The following is a 20,803-nucleotide window of genomic DNA, read 5'->3' on the forward strand; positions in this document are numbered from 1 at the left end:
CCGCCCTACGCGACCTCGCGAACCTTGCCCTGCTTGATGTGCAGGCGGCGCTGCGCACGTCGTGCGACGGCCGAATCGTGGGTCACGATCACGAGCGTGAGCCCGCGGTCGCGCCACAGCCCTTCGAGCAGCTCCATGATCTCGTCGCGGGTCTCCTCGTCGAGGTTGCCCGTCGGCTCGTCGGCCAGCAGCACCTCAGGCTCTTTCACGAGGGCGCGCGCGATGGCGACGCGCTGCTGCTGACCGCCGGAGAGCTCAGACGGCCGGTGGTCACCGCGGTCGCCGAGTCCGACGGACTCCAGTGCCTTGACGGCCCGCTCGCGACGCTCGGATGCCGAGATGCCGAGCGGAACGAGCGCGGTCTCGACGTTCTCGAGCGCGGTCAGCGTCGGGATCAGGTTGAAGCCCTGGAAGACGAAGCCGATCTCCTTGCCGCGGATGCCCGTGAGCTTGCCGTCCCCGAGCTTGCCGAGGCTGGAGTCCTCGAGTTCGACCGTGCCGGAGGTGGGTCGATCGAGGGCGCCGAGCATCTGCAGCAGCGTCGACTTGCCGCCGCCCGTCGGACCCTGGATGGCCACGAGTTGGCCGTCGGGGATCTCGAGCGTGACGTCGTTGAGGGCCGTCACCTTGCGCCCCTTGCCCGGGTATTGCTTCGTGACGTTCTTCAGCTTGTACATCGTGTGGTCCTTCGTTCGTGCCGAGTGCGTGGAGATCTGCCGCTGTGCTGTGCTCGTCGGCGCGCTACTGCACCGAACGCAGCGCCTCCGCCGGGCGCAGCCTGGATGCCCGCCATCCGCCGATCGCGCCGGCCAGCAGTCCGCCGAGCACGGCGAGCGCGACGGCGATCACGATGATCCACACGGTGATCGGTGCGCTCAGGTCGACCTGGGTCGATGCGGAACTCGCCGCGGACCTGGCCGCCTCGCCGAAGCCGCCTGCGCCCCCGAAACCTGCGCCTGGTGCTCCGGTCGACACCGCGCCGCCGCCTCCCGTCCGCTCGCCGCCGAACGCTCGGCGTGCGCCGTCGGCGAGCGCGCCGCCGAAGCCGCCGCTCGACACTCCGCCCGTGAGGGTGGGGGAGATCACGTTCACGACCAGCACGCCGATCAGGCCGACGACGATGCCGACCACACCGCCGATGACACCCTGCACGACGGACTCGCCGGCGACCTGGCCGACGATGCGCCGGTTCGACCAGCCGATCGCCTTCAGGGTGCCGAACTCACGGGTGCGGCGAGTGACTCCGGAGATGGTGAACAGGATGGCGATCAGGAACGCCGCCGCCAGCACGATGACGGAGAGCCAGGTGCCGAGGTTGGAGACCAGCTGGCCCGCGCTGCCGAGCGAGCCGGAGACGCTGGAGGCGAGGTCCGCCTGAGTGGACACCGTGGTGCCGGGGACCGACTTCTGCAGCGCTGACTTCAGCGAGTCGACGTCGCTCGCCGACTGGGCTGAGACGTAGATGGTCGAGATCTTGCCCTTCTCGGTCGAGAGACTCTGGGCGACATCCAGCGGGATGTAGACGTTGGCGGCAGTGGCCGAGTCGGAGCCGGTCGGCTTGACGGTGCCGACCACCTTGAAGTCCTTGCCGCCCACGCTCAGCGTGTCGCCGACCGACAGGCTCTTCGACTTGGCGTAGCTCGAATCGAGCACGGCGACATCCTTGCCCGCGTCGCTCGCAGCGAGCGTGCGGCCCTTCGCGAGCGCGGTCGAGGCGACCGGGCCGACGGCTTTCGCGCCGGGTGTGATGCCCATCACGCTGAACGAGTTCACCTGGAACGAGCTGCCGCCCTTGCCGTCGGCGCCGCCGGTGTCGGACTGGGTGCCCCCGCTGCCGCTCTGCCCGAAGCCGCCCTGGCCGCCTTGGCTGCGCTGGCTGAAGTCGGGCAGGGTGCCGTTGAAGCTCGTGTTCTGCAGCGAGAGCACCGCGGATGCCGCTGCCACGCCCGAGGTCTTCTTCACGGCCGTCAGCTTGGTCTCGTTCATCACGTTGGTGCCGAAGCCGACGCTCAATCGCGAGGAGTCGACCTTGCGGCTGCCGTCGCTCGACTTGGTGCCGGAGTTGGCGCCGAAGTTGAAGCGCGGACCCTGTGCCTGGTCGCCGCCCGCGGTGGGCGCGCTGACCGGCTTGGTGATGGTGATGTCGGTGCCCACCCCGTAGACCGACTGCAGCACCTGCGCCTGTGCGTTCTTCACGCCGGCCGCGACCGAGTTGACGATGATGACGAGCGCGATCGCCAACGCCATGCCGATGGCGATGATGATGGTCTGCCTGCGTCGGCCGAGCAGCTCTCGGCGCAAGTAGGTTCCGAACATGAGGTCCTCCGTGGGGGTCGAGCACAAGGTAGGCATCCGCGATGTGCCGTCGCTATGGCGAACTTGTGGGTTGACCTTGTAATTCGTGGCATCTCTTCGGAACATGAGAGCCGGATGGCCGACTCTCAGACTGCGCATAAGGAGGGCACAGGTCGCTCGAACTCTGCGCTTGATAATGGGAGCATGTCCACCCCAGTCACCGCCTCCGAGCACGGCCTGCGCCCGACCGCAGCGCCCCTTCACCACGCGGACGGCTCGCCGATCCGCATCCTCGTCGTCGACGACGAGCGCACCCTCACCGATCTGCTTCAGATGGCCCTGCGCTACGAGGGCTGGGAGGTGAAGTCCGCCGCGACGGGACAGCAGGCGTTGACGCTCGCCCGCGAGTTCAACCCCGACGCCGTCGTGCTCGACATCATGCTTCCCGACATCGACGGGCTGCAGGTGATGGCGAGGATGCGTGAGGGCGGCGGAGAGACGCCCGTGCTGTTCCTCACCGCGAAGGACTCGCTCGATGACCGCATCGCCGGCCTGACCGCAGGCGGCGACGACTACGTCACCAAGCCGTTCAGCCTCGAGGAGCTCGTGGCCAGGCTCCGCTCGCTGCTGCGACGCTCCCGTGCGCTCATCGCCGACACGCAGGACCCGCGCATCATCGTCGGCGATCTCGTGCTCGACGAGGACTCCTACGAGGTGACGCGCGCCGGCGAGCCCATCTCGCTCACCGCCACCGAGTTCGAACTGCTGCGCTACCTCATGCGCAACCCGCGCCGCGTGCTCTCGAAGGCGCAGATCCTCGACCGGGTGTGGAGCTACGACTTCGGCGGCACGTCCAGTGTCGTGGAGCTCTACATCTCCTACCTGCGCAAGAAGATCGACGCCGGCCGTACGCCGATGATCCACACCGTGCGCGGCGCCGGCTACATGGTGAAGGCCGCGGAGTAGCGCTCGGCGTCCCGCCACCTCAACGCCGAACGACGAAAGGGCATCCCGTGACCGACGAGACACCGACGTCGGCCGCACCCGACGGACAGCAAACGGACTCGGCGGCCGCGATGCCGCCGCGACCAGCAGAGCCGGATGCCATGCGTCGGTCCCCGCGCCGATTCCGCGACCGGGTGCGCGACCTGTTCACGCCGTTGAGCCGCGTCACGTTGCGCACGCGGCTCGTGCTCTCCGTCGTCGCGCTGGTGGCGGTGCTCGGCGTGGTCGTCGGCCTCGTCAGCGCCCTGTTCCTTCGGAGCTATCTCGTCGGACAGCTCGATCGTCAATTGGAGAGCGTTGCACAGCGCGGGCGCCTGGTCGCGGTGCAGGCCATCGTGCAGCAGGGCGGCATCACGGCGCAGCAGCTCGCGGGCTCGGTCGGACGGGCATCCGGCCTGCCGCCTGCCACGGTGGTTTCCGTCGTGACGACGTCGGGCGAGATGGTGTCGTTCTCGCTCAACGACGATCCGAATGCGACGCAGCACGTCTTCACCGACGCGGAGAACGAGAAGATCGCGACGGTGCCGGCGAACGGCGAGCCCACCGACGTGGGTCTCGGCTCCGCGCTCGGGGACTACCGATTCGTGGCCGTGCAGCTGCCGGGCTCGGCCGAGCTCCTCGTCGGCCTGCCGCTGTCGAACGTGACGGCGACGACCACCCAACTGCTCACGATCATCCTGTTCGTGACGCTGGTGGTCGTGGTGCTGGCCGGCGCCCTCGGAACCTTCATCGTCGTGCTCGCCCTTCGTCCGCTGGCGCGCGTGGCCGCGACGGCGACCGAGGTCTCTCGTCTGCCGCTCGATCGCGGCGAGGTGGCCCTTGCCGTACGTGTGCCGGAGAAGGACACCGACCAGCACACCGAGGTCGGGCGGCTGGGGGCCGCGTTCAATCAGATGCTCGGGCATGTGGCATCCGCACTCACGGCCAGACAGGCCAGCGAGAACAAGGTGCGGCAGTTCGTGGCGGATGCCTCCCATGAGCTCCGCACCCCGCTCGCTTCCATCCGCGGCTATGCGGAACTCACCCGCAGGGCCCCGGAGCCCTTGCCCGACAGCGCGTCGCGTTCGCTCTCGCGCATCGAGTCCGAGGCGGATCGCATGACCGACCTCGTGGAAGACCTGCTCCTGCTCGCCCGGCTCGACGAGGGTCGCGAGCTCGACCACGATCCGGTCGACCTGTCACGGCTCGTGATCGACGTGGTGTCCGATGCTCACGCTGCAGGCCGTGGGCACACCTGGAACGTGGACCTTCCGCCGGAGCCGGTCGCCGTGATCGGTGACGAGAAGCGTCTGCACCAGGTGTTCGCCAACCTGCTGACCAACGCGCGCGTGCACACTCCGGAGGGCACGGTGGTCGACACGGCGCTGCGCGTCGACGGGGAGCGGGCTGTGGTCACTGTCACCGACAACGGGCCCGGCATCCCCGACGAGCTGCAGCCCGTGCTCTTCGAGCGCTTCGCCAGGGGCGACCCGTCGAGGGCGCGGCACACCGGCTCGACGGGGCTCGGTCTCGCGATCGTGCAGGCCGTCGTGCGGGCGCAGGGCGGGGAGGTCGCCGTCGAGAGCGAGCCGGGCTGCACGGTGTTCACCGTGACGCTTCCGATCGGAGAATCCGCAGCGGCCGATGCCGAGGAGTCGGTGATCGAGCTCACGCCGGAGGAGATGGCCGCACTGGAGGGCGAGCAAGCGCCGAGCGTCGATCCGCAGCAGGTCGATCCGCAGCAGTAGGTCGTGGTGCCCCGGCGGGTTCGGGAGCCGGAGCTCGGCCCGCGTGGGCTCTGTCGGCCACCGGCCCGACGCATCCGCGCCGCCGGTGGAAGACTGACGCCATGCGCATCGCTCTCACCGGAGGAACGGGCAAGCTCGGACGCACCGCAGTGCGCGTGCTTCGCGAAGCCGGCCACGACGTCATCTCCCTCGACATCACCGGCACTCGCGGCCCCGGCTTCCTGCAGGTCGACCTCACCGACTACGGGCAGGTGATCGACGCCCTCGCCGGAGTGCGCGACGGTGCGACGACGCAGCCCTACGACGCGATCGTGCACCTTGCCGCGATTCCGGCGCCGGGCATCCGCAGCGACGTTGCCACGTTCGAGAACAACATCTCGAGCACCTACCACGTGTTCCAGGCGGCAAGGACGCTCGGCATCCGCAACATCGTGTACGCGTCGAGCGAGACCGTGCTCGGGCTGCCTTTCCTGCAGGACCCGCCCTACCTGCCGATCGACGAGGAGTACGCCGGGCGCCCCGAGTCGGCCTACTCGCTGGTCAAACACCTCGAAGAGACGATGGCGCGCGAGTTCACGCGCTGGGATCCGACGCTGAAGATCTTCGGGCTGCGGTTCTCCAACGTGATGGACCCCGACGACTACGCGGCCTTCCCCGGATACGACGTCGACCCGAAGAACCGGCGCTGGAACGCGTGGGGCTACATCGACGCGCGCGACGGAGCCCAGGCCATCCTCAAGGCGCTCGAGTCGGATGCCACGGGCTTCGAGGCCTTCATCATCGCGGCCGCAGACACGGTCTCCGATCGTTCCAATGCGGAGCTCGCCGCAGCCGAGTTTCCCGACGTGCGCGTCAACCGCGACCTCGGCGAGCACGACACGATGCTGTCGATCGACAAGGCCAGGCGGCTGCTCGGCTACGCGCCGCAGCACTCCTGGCGCGAGCACGTGTAGAACGTCTCAGACGCGCGGCGGGGGCGAACGGCTCAGAACTCGTTCATGCGATGCAGCAGGCGGGCGAACACTCGCACGTCCTCGACGTTCCAGCCGGTGAGTCCGGCGCGCAGTTCCCGGCGGTTGTTGCCGATGATGCGGTCGAGTCGGCCGCGCGCCTCGTCGGTGATCGTGAAGTAGGTGGCGCGACGGTCGGCCGGGTCCTGCTCCCTGCGGAGCAGCCCGAGCTGTTCGAGCTGGGATGCCTGCCTGCTCACCAGAGACTTGTCGGCGGAGAGCGCCTCGGCGAGAGCCCCCGCGTGCATCGGGCCGGAGCGGAGCAGGGCGCTGAGCATCAGATAGCCGAACGGCTGCACCTGCGGATGCAGCTCCTGGGCCTGCAATCGCATGCGGTTGCGCAGCTGTACGAACAGGGCGCCGAACTCCCGTTCGACCGAGACGATCGCGTCGTCGAGATCACCGGTACCGGAGGGCACGGAGGCGTCGGCGACGTGATCGGTCTCGGTCATGGTCGGAATCATAGCGACGGGTGCTCGCCGGACTCCGAGTCGGCCCGACGCGCGCCGTGCGCGTCGGCGATCGCCTCGGCGGACTCGAGGGGTTCGGCCGCGATGAGCGCCTCGGCGTCGTCGATCACCTCTGCTGCTGCCGCGGCGATGACGCTCTCCGAGTCGATGCCGGAGCCGGCGGCGGCGTTCTCCTCCGCGAGGCGCTCGATGGTGGTCTTGCTGCCCAGACGGTTGTTCGGCAGCAGGCACACGGCGACCAGAGTCACCACGGCCAGCGGCACGGCCACCAGGAAGACGAACGCCACGGACTCGCCGTATGCCGACTCCACGATGACGCGAATGCTCTCCGGCAGGCTCGACACGCTCGGGATCGTGCCTGCCTTCAGCGACTTCGCGATCTCCAGGCCGGAGGGACCGAGCTTCATGATGGCGGCGGTCAGCTCAGCACCCTTGTCGGCGAGGTGGTCGGCCACCTGGGTGCCGAGGATGGAGCCGAGCACCGAGACGCCGGCGGTGCCGCCGAGGCTGCGGAAGAAGGTCACAGCCGAGCTCGCGACGCCCATCTCGGCTGGTGCGACCACGTTCTGCACCACGAGCACGAGGTTCTGCATGACCATGCCGACACCGCAGCCCAGCACGAACATGTAGACGGAGAGCACGACGTAGTCGGTGTCGTAGTCGATCGTGCCCATCAGCACGAGCCCGACGATGAGCAGCACGCTGCCCACCACCATGAAGGCCTTCCACTTGCCGGTGCGGCTGATGATCTGACCGATGACGACGGAGGAGACCAGGAGGCCGGCGATCATCGGCAGGGTGAGCAGACCGGACTGGGTCGGTGTCGCGCCGCGGGCGAGCTGCATGTACTGGCCGAGGAACACCGAGGTGCCGAACATGGCCACGCCCACCGAGATGCTCGCGATGACCGAGAACGTGAACGTGCGGTTCTTGAACAGCCGCATGGGGATGACGGGGTCTTTCACCTTGAGCTCGACGAGCACCGCGGCGATCAGCGCGACTGCAGCGCCTGCGACCATCCAGAAGCTGGTGGCGGATGCCCATGCGAACTGGCCCTGCTGACCCGCCAGCGACACCCAGATGAGCAGGATCGAGACGCCTGCCGCGATGAGCACGGCACCGAGGTAGTCGATCGAGACCTTGGCCTTCGGCCGTTTGGGCAGGTGCAGCGTGACCTGCAGCAGGATGATTGCGAGGATGGCGAACGGCACGCCGACGTAGAAGTTCCAGCGCCAGCCCACCGAGTCGGTGAGCAGTCCGCCGATGAGCGGGCCGCCGACGGTGCCGATGGCCATGATCGCGCCGAAGATGCCCATGTACTTGCCGCGCTCGCGCGGGCTGATGATGTCGGCCATGATCACCTGGCTGAGCGCGGTGAGGCCGCCTGCGCCGACGCCCTGGAGCACGCGGAATCCGATCAGCATGGTGGTGTCTTGCGAGAAACCGGCGAGGGCGGAGCCGATGACGAAGATCGCGAGCGCGAGCTGGATGAGCAGCTTGCGGTTGAACAGATCGGAGAGCTTGCCCCAGATCGGCGTGGTGACCGTGGTGGCGAGCAGCGTCGCGACGACCACCCAGGTGTACGCGGTCTGGTCGCCCTTGAGATCGGCGATGATCTTCGGCAGCGAGGTCGAGACCACGGTTCCGGCCAGGATCGACACGAACATGCCGAGCAGCAGGCCCGAGAGCGCCTCGAGCACCTGGCGGTGAGACATCTTCGGTGCGCCGATGCCCGGTGCAGTGGGTGTCGTCTTGTCGACGGCATGTGTCATGGGTGAGAACTCCAAACGGTGATCGATGAACGGGTCGCGAGTGGATGCCTGTTGCTCAACACTGCGCCCCAGTCCGTTGATAGATGTCAACTATGTCTATTTACTTAGCGTTTGTCAACTAATGCGGATGGTCAACTGTTCCGTCGTGCCGGCTTCGCCTGTCGAGGAGCGCGCGGCAGGCGCGCGTCGCGAAACCGCCGTGCCGAAAATCGGAACCCCGGTCGTTGTGCCGGCGCGTCGACCCCGCCGCGCGGCGTGTCGGCGCAGGACTCCGATTTCCAGCACGGCGGGGTGGTGGAGGTGACCCGATTTGGGCATCCGTGATTCGTCGCGTACCCTTGATGGAGCCCAAGACCGCCGGTCATCGGCGTGCTCGCACGTCGATCGAAGGTTCTCGAGCGCGACGCACCCCGGTGCGGAGCCTGTTCGAGACGGCCTGCGCAGGTGAAGAACGAGACGATGTGCGCTTTGTGCGGGCATCCGACACGCTCCGTGCCTGCGCATGGAGCGTTTTTTGATTTCCGCGGTCAGGGGCGACGCGGGGCATCCGCCGCGCGTCTCGTATCAAGAGGAGTGGCCATGGCGAACAAGGAAGCCACGGTTGCCGAGCTCGAAGACAAGTTCAAGAGCTCGACCGCCGTTCTGCTGACCGAGTACCGCGGTCTGTCTGTTGCGAAGCTCAAGGAGCTCCGCAGGTCTATCAGTGCAGACGCGACCTACGCCGTGGTGAAGAACACGCTGACCAAGATCGCGGCGAACAACGCCGGCATCTCGGCGTTCGACGACGAACTCGCCGGACCGTCCGCGATCGCCTTCGTGCACGGTGACCCCGTGAACGTCGCCAAGGGTCTTCGTGACTTCGCCAAGGCGAACCCTCTTCTCGTGGTCAAGGGCGGGTACTTCGACGGTGCCGCCCTTTCCGCCGAAGAGGTAGGCAAGCTCGCCGACCTCGAGTCCCGTGAGGTGCTGCTGGCCAAGCTGGCCGGTGCCTTCAAGGCCTCGCTGTTCGGAGCCGCATATCTGTTCAACGCACCGCTGTCGAAGGCCGTTCGCACGGTCGACGCGCTGCGCGAGAAGCAGGAGTCCGCAGCGTAGGCATCCAGGGCCCGTTCGGGCTTCAGGATGCTCGCCGCGGTGAGTAACGACAAGAAACCAAGGAGAAGAAAATGGCTGCAAAGCTTTCCACCGAGGAGCTGCTCGAGCAGTTCAAGGGTCTGACGCTCATCGAGCTGTCGGAGTTCGTCAAGGCGTTCGAGGAGACCTTCGAGGTCACCGCCGCTGCGCCCGTCGCCGTTGCCGCCCCGGCCGCCGGTGGCGCCGGTGCCGCTGCCGAAGAGGTTGAGGAGAAGGACTCCTTCGACGTCATCCTCGAGGCCGCCGGTGACAAGAAGATCCAGGTCATCAAGGTCGTGCGCGAGCTGACCTCCCTCGGTCTGGGCGAGGCGAAGGCCGTCGTCGACGGCGCTCCGAAGGCCGTGCTCGAGGGCGCGAACAAGGAGACCGCTGACAAGGCGAAGGCCGCTCTCGAAGAGGCCGGCGCGACCGTCACGCTCAAGTAATCCCCGCCCCGGCAGGGGCATCCGCTTCGCGACGTCTCGGCGTCGTGGTGCAGACAACGCGAAGGGCGTCACCCTCAAGGGTGGCGCCCTTCGTCGCCTTACGGCACGGGTGAGGCCGGCAGGCTGGGCGGCGCGGGCTGCGCGGGCTGCGCCACCCCGTCACGAGAACCGGAGGAGTCGCTGAGCACCGGCGAAAACCTCCGGTATCCGGTGCGCAACCGCTCTCACTCCGGTGCTCGGAACCGGGCGGCGGCCGGTGGCGGAACAGACCGCCAGGCGGTGGCCGGAACCGGACGGCGGGCGGATGCCTGGTCGGCCGGTCGAGGTGGCGGCTCAGGGCTTGGGCACGTTCTCGTCGGACGCGTAGTTGCCGTCGCCGGAGAGCGAGATCGCGTTGAACCGGATGGGCTTGGTGATCGTGCCCCAGTCGAGCGGACAGTGCCGCGTGCCCGCCGGGATGTAGACCGCTCCCGAGGTGTCGATCGTGTACTTCTCGCCCTCGATCCAGAGGTAGGCCTCTCCGCCCAGCTCGTGCGGATTCTCCGGGTCGCTGCCGAGAAAGACGAGCACCTCGTCGTAGTCGTGCTCGTGTTCGTTGACCCAGTGGCTGCCTTCTTCGGTGGGGAGGATCCACGAATACGTCATGTGGAGCTTCGCCTCGGGCACGTCTTCGGCGCGCATCAGGGCGAACGCGTCGCCGATGTGGTCGGGGCGCGGCTCGCCGGTGGCGACGGCCCCCTCGTTGACGAGGTCGTCGCTGGTGTCGCCCATGTGGCGCACGATCAGGTGCTCGTACTTGCCGGTCATGATGTCCTCTCGGTCGGGGTGTGGCGGCCACCGTATTCCGGGGCGCGGGCCGGTATCCATGGACTCAAACCGGAAGAAATGGCACTTCCGCGCACGGATCGCCGGTGTCAGGTGCGGCTCGCCGACGCCAGCTCGTTGAGCGGGCGCGCACGAGCGTTGCCCGAGGGCGATGGATGCCCCGCCCCACCTCGTGCACCCGTGCCGAGCGGGCCACGATGATGGAGCGCCGGCCACGGCGCCTCATTCGCCAGACACCGGAGTTTCGCCGATGAACCGACCGCCCGCGTTCGCGGAGTACAACATCGAAGAGCGATGGACGACCCTGCAGGGCTCGGTGCTGGTCGGTTCGATGCTCGAGGACGGCCCCGGCCCGCACGCGCTGGTGCCGCATCGTCACGACTTCGTCGAGCTGGTGTGGCTGTCGCAGGGATCGGGCACGCACCGCATCGACACGGCGGAGTTTCCGGCCAGGCCGCGCACTCTGCACCTGATCGCGCCCGGGCAGGTGCACTGCTGGCATCCGGATGCCACACCCGTCGACGGCACGCTCGTGCTGTTTCGCGAGGACTTTCTCATCGCACAGGGCGGTGCCGGCCTGCAGAGCTGGCGGGGCGGTATGACGACTCCCTCGCCGGCGACCGCGACTCGGCTCGACCGGCTGGTGCGCGAGATCCGCGACGAGCTCGACGGCGACGCCGACGACCGCGAGGTCGTCGCGCGCCACCTGGTGTCGGCGTTCGTCACCGTGTGCCAGCGCGAGGTCGCCCGGCCCGCGCCGCCTCAGCACACCGTGTCCGCCGACTTCCAGCGGCTGGTGCGCGAGCGGCCGACCGTCGCCGTCTCGGTGGCCGAGTGGTCACGGCGGCTGGCGGTGACGCCGAAGTACCTCACCGAAGTGGTGACGGCCGACACCGGCCGATCGCCGAGCACGATGATCCGCTCGGCGGTGCGGCTGGAGGCGGAGCGGATGCTCGCGGCCACCACGCTGAGCTGCGCCCAGATCGCCGACACGCTCGAGTTCGACGATCCTTCGTACTTCTCCCGCTTCTTCCGGCGTGAGACCGGGATGACCCCCTCGAGTTATCGCAGAAGGCACGGCACCCTGCGCGCCGCGTGACGGCATCCCTCTGTCCGGTCAGATGGTGCTCGACTTGCAAATATATAGCCTAGCTATATATAATCGAAGCATGCTGACGGAACCGATCTCCCTACCCCTGCGGGATGGCGTGGACTCCGAGGCCGAACTGCGATTCCTCCTCGGTGATCTGGCCCAGCTCTCCGGTCGTGTGACGCGACTGGCCCATCGACTCGCCGGCGGAAGCGAGGGGCCGGCCACCTGGCGCACGCTCGCCGTGCTGCAGACCTCCGGCCCGATGCGCCTCGGCGAGCTGGCCGCTCAGAGCCAGGTCGCGCAGCCGACCATGACCAAGATCGTGGCGGGCCTGGTGGAGCGCGAATGGGTCAAGCGCATCGCCGACGCCGACGACGCCAGGGCATGGCAGATCGGCATCTCGGCCAAGGGCATCATCCAGCTCGCCGAGTGGCGCGACGGTTTCGCCACGGCGCTGCTGCCCCTTTTCGACGACCTCGACGCCGACGAGCGCGACACCATCCGTCGCGCTGTCGACCTCGTGCGTCCCCGCATCACGCAGGCTTACACCCTCCCCGAGAAGACGACGCGAAAGACGAACGACTGACACCGATGACGCAGACCGACACCTCACCTGAAACCAATTCCCTCTCCCTTCCCGCGCATCACGGGCCGTCGGAGCACTCGGGCGGCAAGGGCATCCTCAAGCAGCCCATCGCCGTGTGGGCCGTGGCCTTCGCCTGCGTCGTGTCGTTCATGGGCATAGGCCTGGTCGATCCGATCCTCCCGGCGATCGCGAACAGCCTGCACGCCACGTCGGCGCAGACCGAGCTGCTGTTCACGACCTACCTGCTGATCACGGGTGTGGCCATGTTCTTCACGAGCTGGCTCTCGACGCGCATCGGCACGAAGAAGACGCTGCTCATCGGCCTCGCGGTCATCGTCGTGTTCGCGGCGCTCGCCGGAGCGAGCGGGTCGGTGTGGGAGATCATCGGATTCCGTGCAGGCTGGGGCCTCGGCAACGCGCTCTTCATCTCCACGGCGCTCGCCGCCATCGTCGGCGCCGCATCGGGTGGAGCCTCCCAGGCGATCATCCTGTACGAGGCGGCACTCGGCCTCGGCATGGCGCTCGGACCGCTCGTCGGCGGTCTGCTCGGCAACATCTCGTGGCGTGGCCCGTTCTTCGGAACCGCCACCCTCATGGCCGTCGGGTTCATCGCCATCACGACCATGCTGCGCAGCAAAGACGAGGTCAAGCCGACGCCGACCAAGTTGACCGCTCCGTTCCGCGGCCTCGCCAAGCCCGGCCTGCGCGTGATGGCCTCCGCCGCGCTGTTCTACAACATGGGCTTCTTCGTGCTGTTGGCCTACACGCCGTTCGCTCTCGCCGACCTGGGACTGGATGCCGCCATCCCGCTCGGCCTCATCTTCACCTGCTGGGGCATCGCGCTCGCGATCTCGTCAGTCTGGCTCGCTCCTGCGCTGACCAATCGCATGCGTCGCTCGACGGTGCTGATCGCCGTGATCCCGCTGCTCGCGGTCGACCTGCTGCTCGTCGCGCTCTTCGTGAAGTCGATCGTCGCGATCATCGTGCTGGTGATCGTGGGCGGCATCTTCCTCGGCATCCTGAACACGGTGCTGACGGAGTGCTCGATGGAGGCGACGGATCTGCCGCGCCCCGTCGCGTCGTCCGCCTATTCCGGGGTGCGATTCATCGGCGGTGCCATCGCTCCGCCGGTCGCCGCCGCGCTCGGCAACGCGTTCGGCGCCGCCGTGCCGTTCTTCTTCGGCACCCTGGTGCTCGTCGTCTCGATGCTCATCATCGTGATCGGCCGCCGCGCACTGCGTCGCGCCGACGGCATGATCGAGAACGCGGAAGAAGAGGCCGAGGCCATCGGGCTCGGCGACGCGGCCTGACCGAACCCCGACCGCGCGACGCCCTCGGCCGATCAGGCCGGGGGCGTCGTCTCGATCGCGGCGACCGCGCTCACCTCGATCAGTGCGCCGGGCACGCCGAGGCCGGCCACTCTGGCACCGGTGACGAGCGGAGGTGCGGCATCGCGCGACAACTTCGGGGCGATCGCGCCGTAGGCGGTGCGGAGATCGGCGCTCTCGTCGAACAGGATGAGCCACTGGATGACGTCGCCGAGAGTGGCGCCGGCCACGTTCAGTGCAGCCTCGGCGTTCTCGAGCGCCCTGATCGCCTGCTCTCCGATGTCGTCGGAGACGAGCCGGCCGGTCTCGTCGACACCGTTCTGCCCGCCGAGGTAGACGGTCGTCGCCGACGGCGGAACGATCGCGACATGGCTGAAGGCGGGGCTGCGCACGAGGCCGTCGGGCTGCAGAAGTGTGATGGACATGCCGAGATGCTGGCATCGACCACCGACGTCAGGCCGGGGCCGGCGGCTGGGGCGCCGCGGTGCTGTCGCGTACGTCGATGTGCACGGGGAACGTCGCCGAGCGGCGGCGAACGGGCGGGGAGTCGAGGTCGGCGAGGAGCATCCTCGCGGCCGTCACCCCCTGCTCCGCCGGGCTCTGCGCCACGGCCGTGAGTCGGAACGGGCGGGCGAGGCCCCGGTCTTCGAAGCAGATCACCGAGAGGTCGGCCGGCACGCGCAGCCCGAACGCCGTGGCCGCGGTGACGACCTCGGCAGCACGCTCGTCCGAGTCGACGAGCAGCGCCGTAGGCCGATCGAACGGGTCTTGCAGCATGCGCCCCAGCGCTTCGTGGGTGCCGGCGGGACTGCTCACGCGTGTCGACCACTCCACTCGGAGGTCGAGACCGTTCGTCTCCATGCCGCTCACGAATCCGTCGCGCCGCCGATCGGCGATCGCGCGATATCCCGCCGACGGGTACGCGTCGCCGAGATGCCCGATGCGCGTGTGCCCGAGGTCGACAAGGTGCTGCACGGCATCCCTCGCCGCCGCGCGCTGGTCGACGGCGACGTGCAGCAGGCCGCGGGTCGCCGCGCCGGCGATCACGACCGGACCGGAGAAGGATGCCAGCTGCCGCCGCTCTCCCGCGTCGAGATCGGCGCACACGGCGATGAGGGCATCCGTGCGCCTGCGCAGCGTCTGCCGCAGCACCCTGTCGCGGATGCCATCGTGCCGGCCGAGGCTGAACAGCACGAGGTCGTAGCCTGCCGGCCTCATCACCGAGTCGACACCCTCGATGACGGCGTCGCAGAACCACGAGGCGAGCGTGGGTACGACGATCCCGACGGACATGGTGCGGCCGGATGCCAGCCCAGACGCATCCGCCGACCGCACGTACCCGAGGTCGTCGGCCGCGCGCTGCACCCGATCGCGTGTGCTCTGCGACACGTTCGGCAGCCCGCGCAGGGCACGGGACACCGTCGCAGGAGACACGCCGACGGCACCCGCGATGTCGATGATGCTGCTGCGCGCCGTCGGCGACGGCATCCCCTCGCGCGCGATCGTCGAGGGGCGGGCGGTTCTGGTCATCCTTTGACCGCGCCGGAGGTGAGCCCGGAGACGACCGATTTGCGGAACACCAGCACGAGGACCGCGATGGGCACGACAGCGACGGCGCTGGCGGCGAAGATCACGCCGTACGGGGTGATGTGCGCGTTGCCGAAGAGGGCGATGCCCACCGGGATGGTGCGGAACTGATCGGCGCTGTTGAACGAGAGTGCCATCAGGAACTCGGTCCAGCACGCCGTGAACGCGAAGATTCCGGCGGTGAAGAGCCCTGGCAGCATCATCGGCAGCACCACCTGCCAGACGGTGCGGAACGGGCCGGCGCCGTCGATGCGCGCCGTCTCCTCCATCTCCTTCGGCACGCCGATGAAGTAGTTGCGCAGAATCCAGATGGCGAACGGCAGGTTCAACGCCGTGTACGGCACGATGAGCGCCTGGTAGCTGTTGAGCCAGCCGAGGTTGCGCATCAGCAGATACAGCGGCGCGATCAGCGCGATCGCCGGGAACACGGAGATGATCAGCAGCAGCACCATGATCGTGAAGCGTCCGCGCATCGGCAGGCGGCCGAGCGCATAGCCGGCGAAGGTGCCGAACGCGAGCACGAGGATCGTGGAGGCGACGGCGACGATCACCGAGTTGAGGATGTACTGCGCGAAGTTGTACTGCGAGAACGCGGTCACGTAGTTCTCGACGGAGAGCGGGTTCGGGAACCACTGCGGCGGGTTCGCCGAGACGCCGGCCGTTGTCTTGAAGCTGGTGGCGAGCATCCAGTAGATCGGTGCCATCACGAAGATGACGACCAGGATCGAGGAGATCGCGAGCCCGACGCGGGCGCCGACGGAACGTCTGCGGTGCATGGTCACAGCTCCGTCTCTGAGACCTGCGAGCGGAAGACGCGCAGGAACAGCAGGCATCCGAGCACCACGAGCGCCGCCGTCGTCGTGGCGACGGCCGCTCCTGGACCGAATTTGAGGTCGGTGAACATGGCTCTGTAGCCGAGTATCGCCAGCGAGGTCGTCGCGTCTTGCGGACCGCCCTGGGTGAGCACGAACGGCAGGTCGAACACGCCGAACGCCTGCAGCACCCGGAACAGCACGGCCAGGGCGATCGTGGGGCGAAGCAACGGCAGCGTGACCTGCCAGAACGTCTTCCAGCCGTTCGCTCCGTCGAGCTCCGCCGCCTCGTACACGTCGCCGGGCAGCATCACCAGGCCGGCGAGCACGATGATCGCCACGAAGGGCGTGGTCTTCCAGATGTCGGCGACCATCATGGCGATGATCGCCGAGACAGGCGATCCGAGGATGACAGGATGCCCGAACCCGAGCGCCGAGATGATCTGCGTCGCGACACCCGCCAGCGGGTCGTAGATGTAGTCCCACAGCGTGGCGGAGATCACGGTGATCAGCGACCACGGAATGAGCAGCATCGCCATCATCCAGCCGCGTGCGGCTCCCAGGCGCTCCAGCACGAGTGCGATGAGTGTGCCGAGCACGATCTCCACCAGCACGGTCACCACGGTGTAGCCGACCGTGAAGACGAGCGCGTACTGCCAGGTGGCGTTGCTGAAGACGACCCCGTAGTTGTCGAGCGTGAAGCCGTCGATCTGGAACCCGCTGCCCAGCACATTGACGTTGCTGAAGCTCATCACCACCGAGAACAGGATCGGAAAGATGGTCACGGCGGCGATGAAGATCAGCGCCGGCGCCGAGAACCCCCAGCCCAGTCGCGCCATGGTGCGTCGATAGACGCCCTTCCTGCGTCGTTCACCCAGTTGCGGTCCACCCTTGCGTGCCGGCGCCGCGACGTTCGTCGTTGTCATTGCGGTCTCCTCAACCCGAACCGAGGCGGGAGGAGGGCCGAGACGACGCTGCCCCGGCCCTCCTGGCGCCCTGTTACAGGCCGCCGTTCTTGACGGCGGTGTTGATCTGGCTGTTGGCCTTCTGGATGGCCGCCTGCGGTGTCAGCGAACCGGCGAGAACGCCGTTCACGTTGGAGTAGATCGCCTGCGAGACCTCGGGGTAGTTCGGGGTCTGCGACGGGCGGGCGATCAGCTTCGTCTGCGAGACGATCGCGAGCACCGGGTTGGCGTTCTTGACCTCCGACGACGAACGCACGGCGGCGTTGGTCGGAATCTCACTGAACTTCGTGGCGAGCGTGGTCTGCGCGTCCTTGCCCGTCATCCACTTGATGAAGGTGAGGTCGGCCGCCACGTTCTTGCTGTGCGGGTTCACGTAGAGGTTCCAGCCGCCGATGTTCGAGTAGCCGGGAGCGGACTCGCCCTGGAAGGTCGGCATCGGCGCGACGCCGACCTTGCCGATCACGGCGGATCCGCTGGCCTGCGACGTGGAGTACGCGTAGTCCCAGTTGCGCAGGAACAGCGAGTCGCCCGCCGAGAACGCGTTCATCGACTGCGTCTCCTGGAACGTCGACGTCGCCTGCGGGCTGACGCCGCTGGTCACCAGCGACTGCTCGAACGTGAGTGCCTTGGTCGCCGCCGAGCTGTTCAGTGCCGACGCGTCGGCCTTGCTGTTCAGCACCTTGCCGCCGGCGTCAGCGAGGAACTCCATGAAGTTGCAGGTCGCACCCTCGTAGTTGGCTCCCTGGAAGACGTAGCCGTACTTGACCTGTCCCTTGGACTGCGCGATCTTCGAGTCGGAGACGAGCTCTTCCCACGTGGTCGGCACCTTGAGGCCGTCGGCCTTCAGGATGTCCTTGCGGTAGTAGAGGAAGCCCTGGTCCTCGAAGAACGGCGCTCCGTAGACCTGGCCGTTGTAGGTGGCGCCTGCCACGAGTCCGCTCGCGAACGAATCCCAGTAGCTCTTCGGCAGATATTTCGACAGCGGCTCGGCGAGCTGGTGCGCACCGAACTGCGCCGGCCAGATCACATCGCCCATGTAGACGTCGGGACCGCCGCCGCCGGAGATCTGGGTGGTCAGCGTCGCACGGTTCGTGTCCGTGTCGTTCGGCGCGCTGATCAGCTTGACGTGGATGTTCGGATACGCCTTCTCGAATGCGCTGATCAGCACGGTGCGCGGGTCGGCACCGCTCGTCGTGATCGGGCTCGCCCACCACGTGATGGAGCCCTTCGTCGCGTTGCCGGACGCGCTCGACGTCGACGTCGAGCCGCCGCTTCCCGAACTGCATCCGCTCAGAACGGCGACCGTGGCGATGGCCGTGGCGACGACCGCCGCCTTCATGAAGGGCCCGGAACGTCTGAGGGTCCGCGTGATGTTCTTCGACATGTTCTCCTCGCCTTCCTGTGCGGCACGGCCTGTGACGGCAGGCAGCGGCATCGCGAAGGCGTCGGAGTCCACCGTGAACGGGGCTCGAGTCGCGCCGGGGATTTTTCGCCCGGCACGATTTCGACGCTAGGCCGAGGGCACGGCGGGTGCAGGCGTTTGCTGCACACGCTTGCGTAACGAATTCCGGAGTGTTCTCTCAGGTTCGGTGGAACCGACGTGTCATGCGCCGACGTGCCGCGATGAGGGCGGCGAGCAGCAGCACGAACGCGAGGAGCGTGAGCGCCCAGCCGAGGGCATCCCGCCCCGTCAGCTCGCAGACGACGGTGATGACGAAGAACGCGAAGGCGAAGAACCCGACGGCTCCGATGAACACATCGAGCACCTCGCGCGGGTCGTGCGGCGACGCCGCATTGCGCAGGCGAATCGGGCGCGCCACGATCAGCCCTTCACCCCGCCGGCCGTGAGCCCGGCGACGATGCGGCGCTGGAAGATCAGCACCAGGATGACGAGCGGAATGGTCACGACGACGCCGGCGGCCATGACGGCGGTGTAGGGCTCCTGGTGCGGCTGGCTGCCCGTGAAACCGGCGATCGCGACGGTGACCGTCTGGGTGGCATCCGTCGTGAGCTGGCTCGCGATGAGGTACTCGTTCCAGCTGGCGATGAACGCGAGGATGGCCGTGGTGAAGACCGCGGGAGCCGCCAGCGGCAGGATGATCTTGCGGAACGCCTGCGCCGACGTGCAGCCGTCGATGCGGGCGGCCTCCTCCAGATCCCACGGCATCTCGCGGAAGAACGAGGTGAGCGTGTAGACCGTCAGCGGCAGTGCGAACGAGATGTCCGGGAGGATCAGCGCTTGATAGGTGCCGATCCAGCCCCAGCTCGTGAACAGCTGGAACAGCGGCGTCAACAGCGCGACACCGGGGAACATCGAGGCGCCGAGGATGATGCCCATGACGATGCCCTTGAACCTGAAGTCGAGCCGGGCGAGGGCGTACGCGGCGAACGTGCCGAACAGCAGACAGACCACGGTGGTCACGGCGCCGATGATGAGGCTGTTCAGCAGCGCGAGGCCCAGATGGTTGCCGAGGGTGGTCGACAGTGCCGTCACGTAGTTGTCGAACGTGAAGTGGGTGAACCAGAACGTGTTGTCGAAGGTGTAGCCCACGTCGCGGAACGAGGTGACGATCATCCAGTAGAACGGCGCGATGCACCAGACGACGATGACGATCGCGCTGATGGCGGTGCGGATGCTCTGATTGCGCCGCCTGCGCCGCCCCGTCCGGTTCACGCCGACGCTGCCCGTGCGAAGAGCGCGTCCCTCGGCCGTCGCGGTGGCCGGCCCCGCCACGGCGCTCATAGCCGGCCCTTCTGCTGGGACTCCTGCGTTCGCACGACGTTGGCGCCGAGGAACCGCACGAAGATGAAGGCCACCAGGAAGATGATGATGAAGGTGATGGTCGAGAGCGCCGACGCGCTGTTCGGCCCCTGCCTGATCTGCTGAACGACCAGGATCGACAGCGTCGTCGTCGCGTTGCCGCTGCCGCCACCGCCCCCGGTGAGGATGGCAGGCAGGTCGTAGATGCGCAGGGCATCCAGAATGCGGAACAGCACCGCCACCATGAGCGCCGGCTTGAGCAGAGGCAGCGTCACCCGCCAGAACCGCTGAAGGGTGCTCGCGCCGTCGACCTTCGACGCCTCGTAGAGCTCGTCGGGGATGAGCTGCAGCCCGGCGAGGATGAGCAGCGCCATGAACGGCGTGGTCTTCCAGGTGTCGGCGATGATGATCGCCCAGCGCGACGACCACTCGCCGCTCACCCAGAGCACGCGCTGACCGATCAGCGCATTGGCGATGCCCGCCGCCGAGAACACGAAGTACCAGAGCTTGGCGGTCACCGCCGTGGGGATGGCCCACGGAACGAGGATGGCCGCGCGCACGATGCCGCGCCCGCGGAACGCGCGATTCATGATGATCGCCATCCACAGCCCGAAGAGCGTCTCGAGCACGACGGTGACCACCGTGAAGAAGAAGGTGACGCCGACCGCGTTCCAGAACTGGGCGCCGAGGCTGCCGGGTGGGCAGGCCACGGTGCCGGACGGCGACGAGCACTGCTGGAACAGCCAGTGCGCGTAGTTCTGAAAGCCGGCGAAGCCGCCCTGCACGAACATGCCGGTGGCGGAGTCGAGGCCGGCATCCTTCTGGAACGACATGACGATGGCGCTGACGATCGGGTAGCCGATCACCACCGCCAGCAGCGCCATGGTGGGCAGGATCAGCCACAGGGCCCACCGCGCCTGCCCGCGGCGGTGCCTGCTCCCGGGGCGGGGCGCCCCGATCGACGTGCTCACGTCTCCCGCGGCCTGGGTCGACATGCAGTCCTCCATC

Annotated in this window: 21 protein-coding genes; 8 read left to right on the plus strand and 13 right to left on the minus strand. The window is 67.8% G+C overall.

The window, feature by feature from the left end; translation table 11 throughout:
* Positions 1–5 precede the first annotated feature (5 nt).
* Together FPZ11_RS16710 and FPZ11_RS16715 are read right to left on the minus strand one after the other, a co-directional pair.
* Positions 6–677 (minus strand): ABC transporter ATP-binding protein, encoded by a 672-nt coding sequence (locus FPZ11_RS16710; protein WP_146322186.1) that lies wholly within the window; start codon positions 675–677, stop codon positions 6–8.
* A 64-nt stretch (positions 678–741) separates the two neighbouring features.
* Positions 742–2,316, minus strand: a complete 1,575-nt coding sequence (locus tag FPZ11_RS16715; RefSeq protein WP_146322187.1) for an ABC transporter permease — start codon at positions 2,314–2,316, stop codon at positions 742–744.
* Positions 2,317–2,499: 183 nt separating this feature from the next.
* Between FPZ11_RS16715 and FPZ11_RS16720 the strand changes: the two genes are divergently transcribed.
* The 3 genes from FPZ11_RS16720 (at position 2,500) to FPZ11_RS16730 (ending at position 5,980) form a co-directional block, all read left to right on the plus strand.
* On the plus strand, positions 2,500–3,261 hold the full coding sequence (locus FPZ11_RS16720) for a response regulator transcription factor (protein WP_146322188.1): 762 nt from the start codon (positions 2,500–2,502) through the stop codon (positions 3,259–3,261).
* 47 nt (positions 3,262–3,308) lie between these two features.
* Positions 3,309–5,027 (plus strand): sensor histidine kinase, encoded by a 1,719-nt coding sequence (locus tag FPZ11_RS16725; protein ID WP_246846332.1) that lies wholly within the window; start codon positions 3,309–3,311, stop codon positions 5,025–5,027.
* Between the two features lie 101 nt (positions 5,028–5,128).
* Positions 5,129–5,980, plus strand: a complete 852-nt coding sequence (locus tag FPZ11_RS16730; protein WP_146322189.1) for an NAD-dependent epimerase/dehydratase family protein — start codon at positions 5,129–5,131, stop codon at positions 5,978–5,980.
* A gap of 32 nt (positions 5,981–6,012) precedes the next feature.
* Here FPZ11_RS16730 and FPZ11_RS16735 read toward each other — a convergent pair whose 3' ends face one another.
* Entirely contained in the window at positions 6,013–6,489 is a 477-nt protein-coding gene (locus tag FPZ11_RS16735; protein ID WP_168203888.1) for a MarR family winged helix-turn-helix transcriptional regulator, read from the minus strand.
* Between the two features lie 8 nt (positions 6,490–6,497).
* Complete coding sequence (locus tag FPZ11_RS16740; RefSeq protein ID WP_146322960.1) at positions 6,498–8,222, minus strand: MDR family MFS transporter; 1,725 nt, start codon at positions 8,220–8,222, stop codon at positions 6,498–6,500.
* Positions 8,223–8,858: 636 nt separating this feature from the next.
* Between FPZ11_RS16740 and rplJ the strand changes: the two genes are divergently transcribed.
* Positions 8,859–9,374, plus strand: coding sequence for a 50S ribosomal protein L10 (rplJ, locus tag FPZ11_RS16745; RefSeq protein WP_146322191.1), 516 nt, complete (start codon positions 8,859–8,861; stop codon positions 9,372–9,374).
* Between the two features lie 71 nt (positions 9,375–9,445).
* Positions 9,446–9,838 (plus strand): 50S ribosomal protein L7/L12, encoded by a 393-nt coding sequence (gene rplL, locus FPZ11_RS16750; protein WP_146322192.1) that lies wholly within the window; start codon positions 9,446–9,448, stop codon positions 9,836–9,838.
* A gap of 333 nt (positions 9,839–10,171) precedes the next feature.
* On the opposite strand, the gene FPZ11_RS16755 is transcribed toward rplL, so the two are convergent.
* Positions 10,172–10,645, minus strand: a complete 474-nt coding sequence (locus tag FPZ11_RS16755; protein ID WP_146322193.1) for a cupin domain-containing protein — start codon at positions 10,643–10,645, stop codon at positions 10,172–10,174.
* Between the two features lie 268 nt (positions 10,646–10,913).
* Between FPZ11_RS16755 and FPZ11_RS16760 the strand changes: the two genes are divergently transcribed.
* The 3 genes from FPZ11_RS16760 to FPZ11_RS16770 all read left to right on the plus strand — a co-directional run bounded on the left by FPZ11_RS16760 (position 10,914) and on the right by FPZ11_RS16770 (position 13,652).
* Positions 10,914–11,762, plus strand: coding sequence for a helix-turn-helix domain-containing protein (locus FPZ11_RS16760; RefSeq protein ID WP_168203889.1), 849 nt, complete (start codon positions 10,914–10,916; stop codon positions 11,760–11,762).
* A 70-nt stretch (positions 11,763–11,832) separates the two neighbouring features.
* Positions 11,833–12,342, plus strand: a complete 510-nt coding sequence (locus FPZ11_RS16765; RefSeq protein WP_146322195.1) for a MarR family winged helix-turn-helix transcriptional regulator — start codon at positions 11,833–11,835, stop codon at positions 12,340–12,342.
* Positions 12,343–12,347: 5 nt separating this feature from the next.
* Positions 12,348–13,652, plus strand: a complete 1,305-nt coding sequence (locus FPZ11_RS16770; RefSeq protein ID WP_146322196.1) for an MFS transporter — start codon at positions 12,348–12,350, stop codon at positions 13,650–13,652.
* Positions 13,653–13,684: 32 nt separating this feature from the next.
* Here FPZ11_RS16770 and FPZ11_RS16775 read toward each other — a convergent pair whose 3' ends face one another.
* From FPZ11_RS16775 to FPZ11_RS16810, 8 genes are all read right to left on the minus strand, one after another.
* The gene (locus FPZ11_RS16775; RefSeq protein WP_146322197.1) at positions 13,685–14,095 is read right to left on the minus strand and encodes a RidA family protein; all 411 of its coding nucleotides are present in this window, start codon (positions 14,093–14,095) and stop codon (positions 13,685–13,687) included.
* A gap of 28 nt (positions 14,096–14,123) precedes the next feature.
* Entirely contained in the window at positions 14,124–15,200 is a 1,077-nt protein-coding gene (locus FPZ11_RS16780) for a LacI family DNA-binding transcriptional regulator (protein ID WP_146322198.1), read from the minus strand.
* Positions 15,197–16,033, minus strand: a complete 837-nt coding sequence (locus FPZ11_RS16785; RefSeq protein ID WP_146322199.1) for a carbohydrate ABC transporter permease — start codon at positions 16,031–16,033, stop codon at positions 15,197–15,199. Before FPZ11_RS16785 ends, FPZ11_RS16780 begins: the two co-directional genes overlap by 4 nt.
* Before the next feature lie 2 nt (positions 16,034–16,035).
* Positions 16,036–16,995, minus strand: coding sequence for a carbohydrate ABC transporter permease (locus FPZ11_RS16790; RefSeq protein WP_146322200.1), 960 nt, complete (start codon positions 16,993–16,995; stop codon positions 16,036–16,038).
* Between the two features lie 73 nt (positions 16,996–17,068).
* A complete protein-coding gene (locus FPZ11_RS16795) occupies positions 17,069–18,418 on the minus strand; it encodes an ABC transporter substrate-binding protein (protein ID WP_146322201.1) in 1,350 nt (449 codons plus the stop codon).
* A 196-nt stretch (positions 18,419–18,614) separates the two neighbouring features.
* Entirely contained in the window at positions 18,615–18,854 is a 240-nt protein-coding gene (locus FPZ11_RS16800; RefSeq protein WP_246846334.1) for a hypothetical protein, read from the minus strand.
* A gap of 2 nt (positions 18,855–18,856) precedes the next feature.
* Entirely contained in the window at positions 18,857–19,777 is a 921-nt protein-coding gene (locus tag FPZ11_RS16805; protein ID WP_146322202.1) for a carbohydrate ABC transporter permease, read from the minus strand.
* On the minus strand, positions 19,774–20,790 hold the full coding sequence (locus FPZ11_RS16810) for a carbohydrate ABC transporter permease (protein WP_246846336.1): 1,017 nt from the start codon (positions 20,788–20,790) through the stop codon (positions 19,774–19,776). The genes FPZ11_RS16805 and FPZ11_RS16810 overlap by 4 nt, the downstream gene beginning before the upstream one ends.
* Between the last annotated feature and the right edge of the window lie 13 nt (positions 20,791–20,803).

The organism is Humibacter ginsenosidimutans, from assembly GCF_007859675.1.
In the GTDB taxonomy this organism is placed as follows: domain Bacteria; phylum Actinomycetota; class Actinomycetes; order Actinomycetales; family Microbacteriaceae; genus Humibacter; species Humibacter ginsenosidimutans.

Bases quoted from the DNA above. Each gene is read 5' to 3' on its own strand.
- FPZ11_RS16710 (WP_146322186.1), bottom strand. From the start codon at position 677: ATGTACAAGCTGAAGAACGTCACGAAGCAATACCCGGGCAAGGGGCGC.
- FPZ11_RS16715 (WP_146322187.1), bottom strand. From the start codon at position 2,316: ATGTTCGGAACCTACTTGCGCCGAGAGCTGCTCGGCCGACGCAGGCAG.
- FPZ11_RS16720 (WP_146322188.1), top strand. From the start codon at position 2,500: ATGTCCACCCCAGTCACCGCCTCCGAGCACGGCCTGCGCCCGACCGCA.
- FPZ11_RS16730 (WP_146322189.1), top strand. From the start codon at position 5,129: ATGCGCATCGCTCTCACCGGAGGAACGGGCAAGCTCGGACGCACCGCA.
- FPZ11_RS16735 (WP_168203888.1), bottom strand. From the start codon at position 6,489: ATGACCGAGACCGATCACGTCGCCGACGCCTCCGTGCCCTCCGGTACC.
- FPZ11_RS16740 (WP_146322960.1), bottom strand. From the start codon at position 8,222: ATGTCTCACCGCCAGGTGCTCGAGGCGCTCTCGGGCCTGCTGCTCGGC.
- rplJ (WP_146322191.1), top strand. From the start codon at position 8,859: ATGGCGAACAAGGAAGCCACGGTTGCCGAGCTCGAAGACAAGTTCAAG.
- rplL (WP_146322192.1), top strand. From the start codon at position 9,446: ATGGCTGCAAAGCTTTCCACCGAGGAGCTGCTCGAGCAGTTCAAGGGT.
- FPZ11_RS16755 (WP_146322193.1), bottom strand. From the start codon at position 10,645: ATGACCGGCAAGTACGAGCACCTGATCGTGCGCCACATGGGCGACACC.
- FPZ11_RS16760 (WP_168203889.1), top strand. From the start codon at position 10,914: ATGAACCGACCGCCCGCGTTCGCGGAGTACAACATCGAAGAGCGATGG.
- FPZ11_RS16765 (WP_146322195.1), top strand. From the start codon at position 11,833: ATGCTGACGGAACCGATCTCCCTACCCCTGCGGGATGGCGTGGACTCC.
- FPZ11_RS16770 (WP_146322196.1), top strand. From the start codon at position 12,348: ATGACGCAGACCGACACCTCACCTGAAACCAATTCCCTCTCCCTTCCC.
- FPZ11_RS16775 (WP_146322197.1), bottom strand. From the start codon at position 14,095: ATGTCCATCACACTTCTGCAGCCCGACGGCCTCGTGCGCAGCCCCGCC.
- FPZ11_RS16780 (WP_146322198.1), bottom strand. From the start codon at position 15,200: ATGACCAGAACCGCCCGCCCCTCGACGATCGCGCGCGAGGGGATGCCG.
- FPZ11_RS16785 (WP_146322199.1), bottom strand. From the start codon at position 16,033: ATGCACCGCAGACGTTCCGTCGGCGCCCGCGTCGGGCTCGCGATCTCC.
- FPZ11_RS16790 (WP_146322200.1), bottom strand. From the start codon at position 16,995: ATGACAACGACGAACGTCGCGGCGCCGGCACGCAAGGGTGGACCGCAA.
- FPZ11_RS16795 (WP_146322201.1), bottom strand. From the start codon at position 18,418: ATGTCGAAGAACATCACGCGGACCCTCAGACGTTCCGGGCCCTTCATG.
- FPZ11_RS16805 (WP_146322202.1), bottom strand. From the start codon at position 19,777: ATGAGCGCCGTGGCGGGGCCGGCCACCGCGACGGCCGAGGGACGCGCT.
- FPZ11_RS16810 (WP_246846336.1), bottom strand. From the start codon at position 20,790: ATGTCGACCCAGGCCGCGGGAGACGTGAGCACGTCGATCGGGGCGCCC.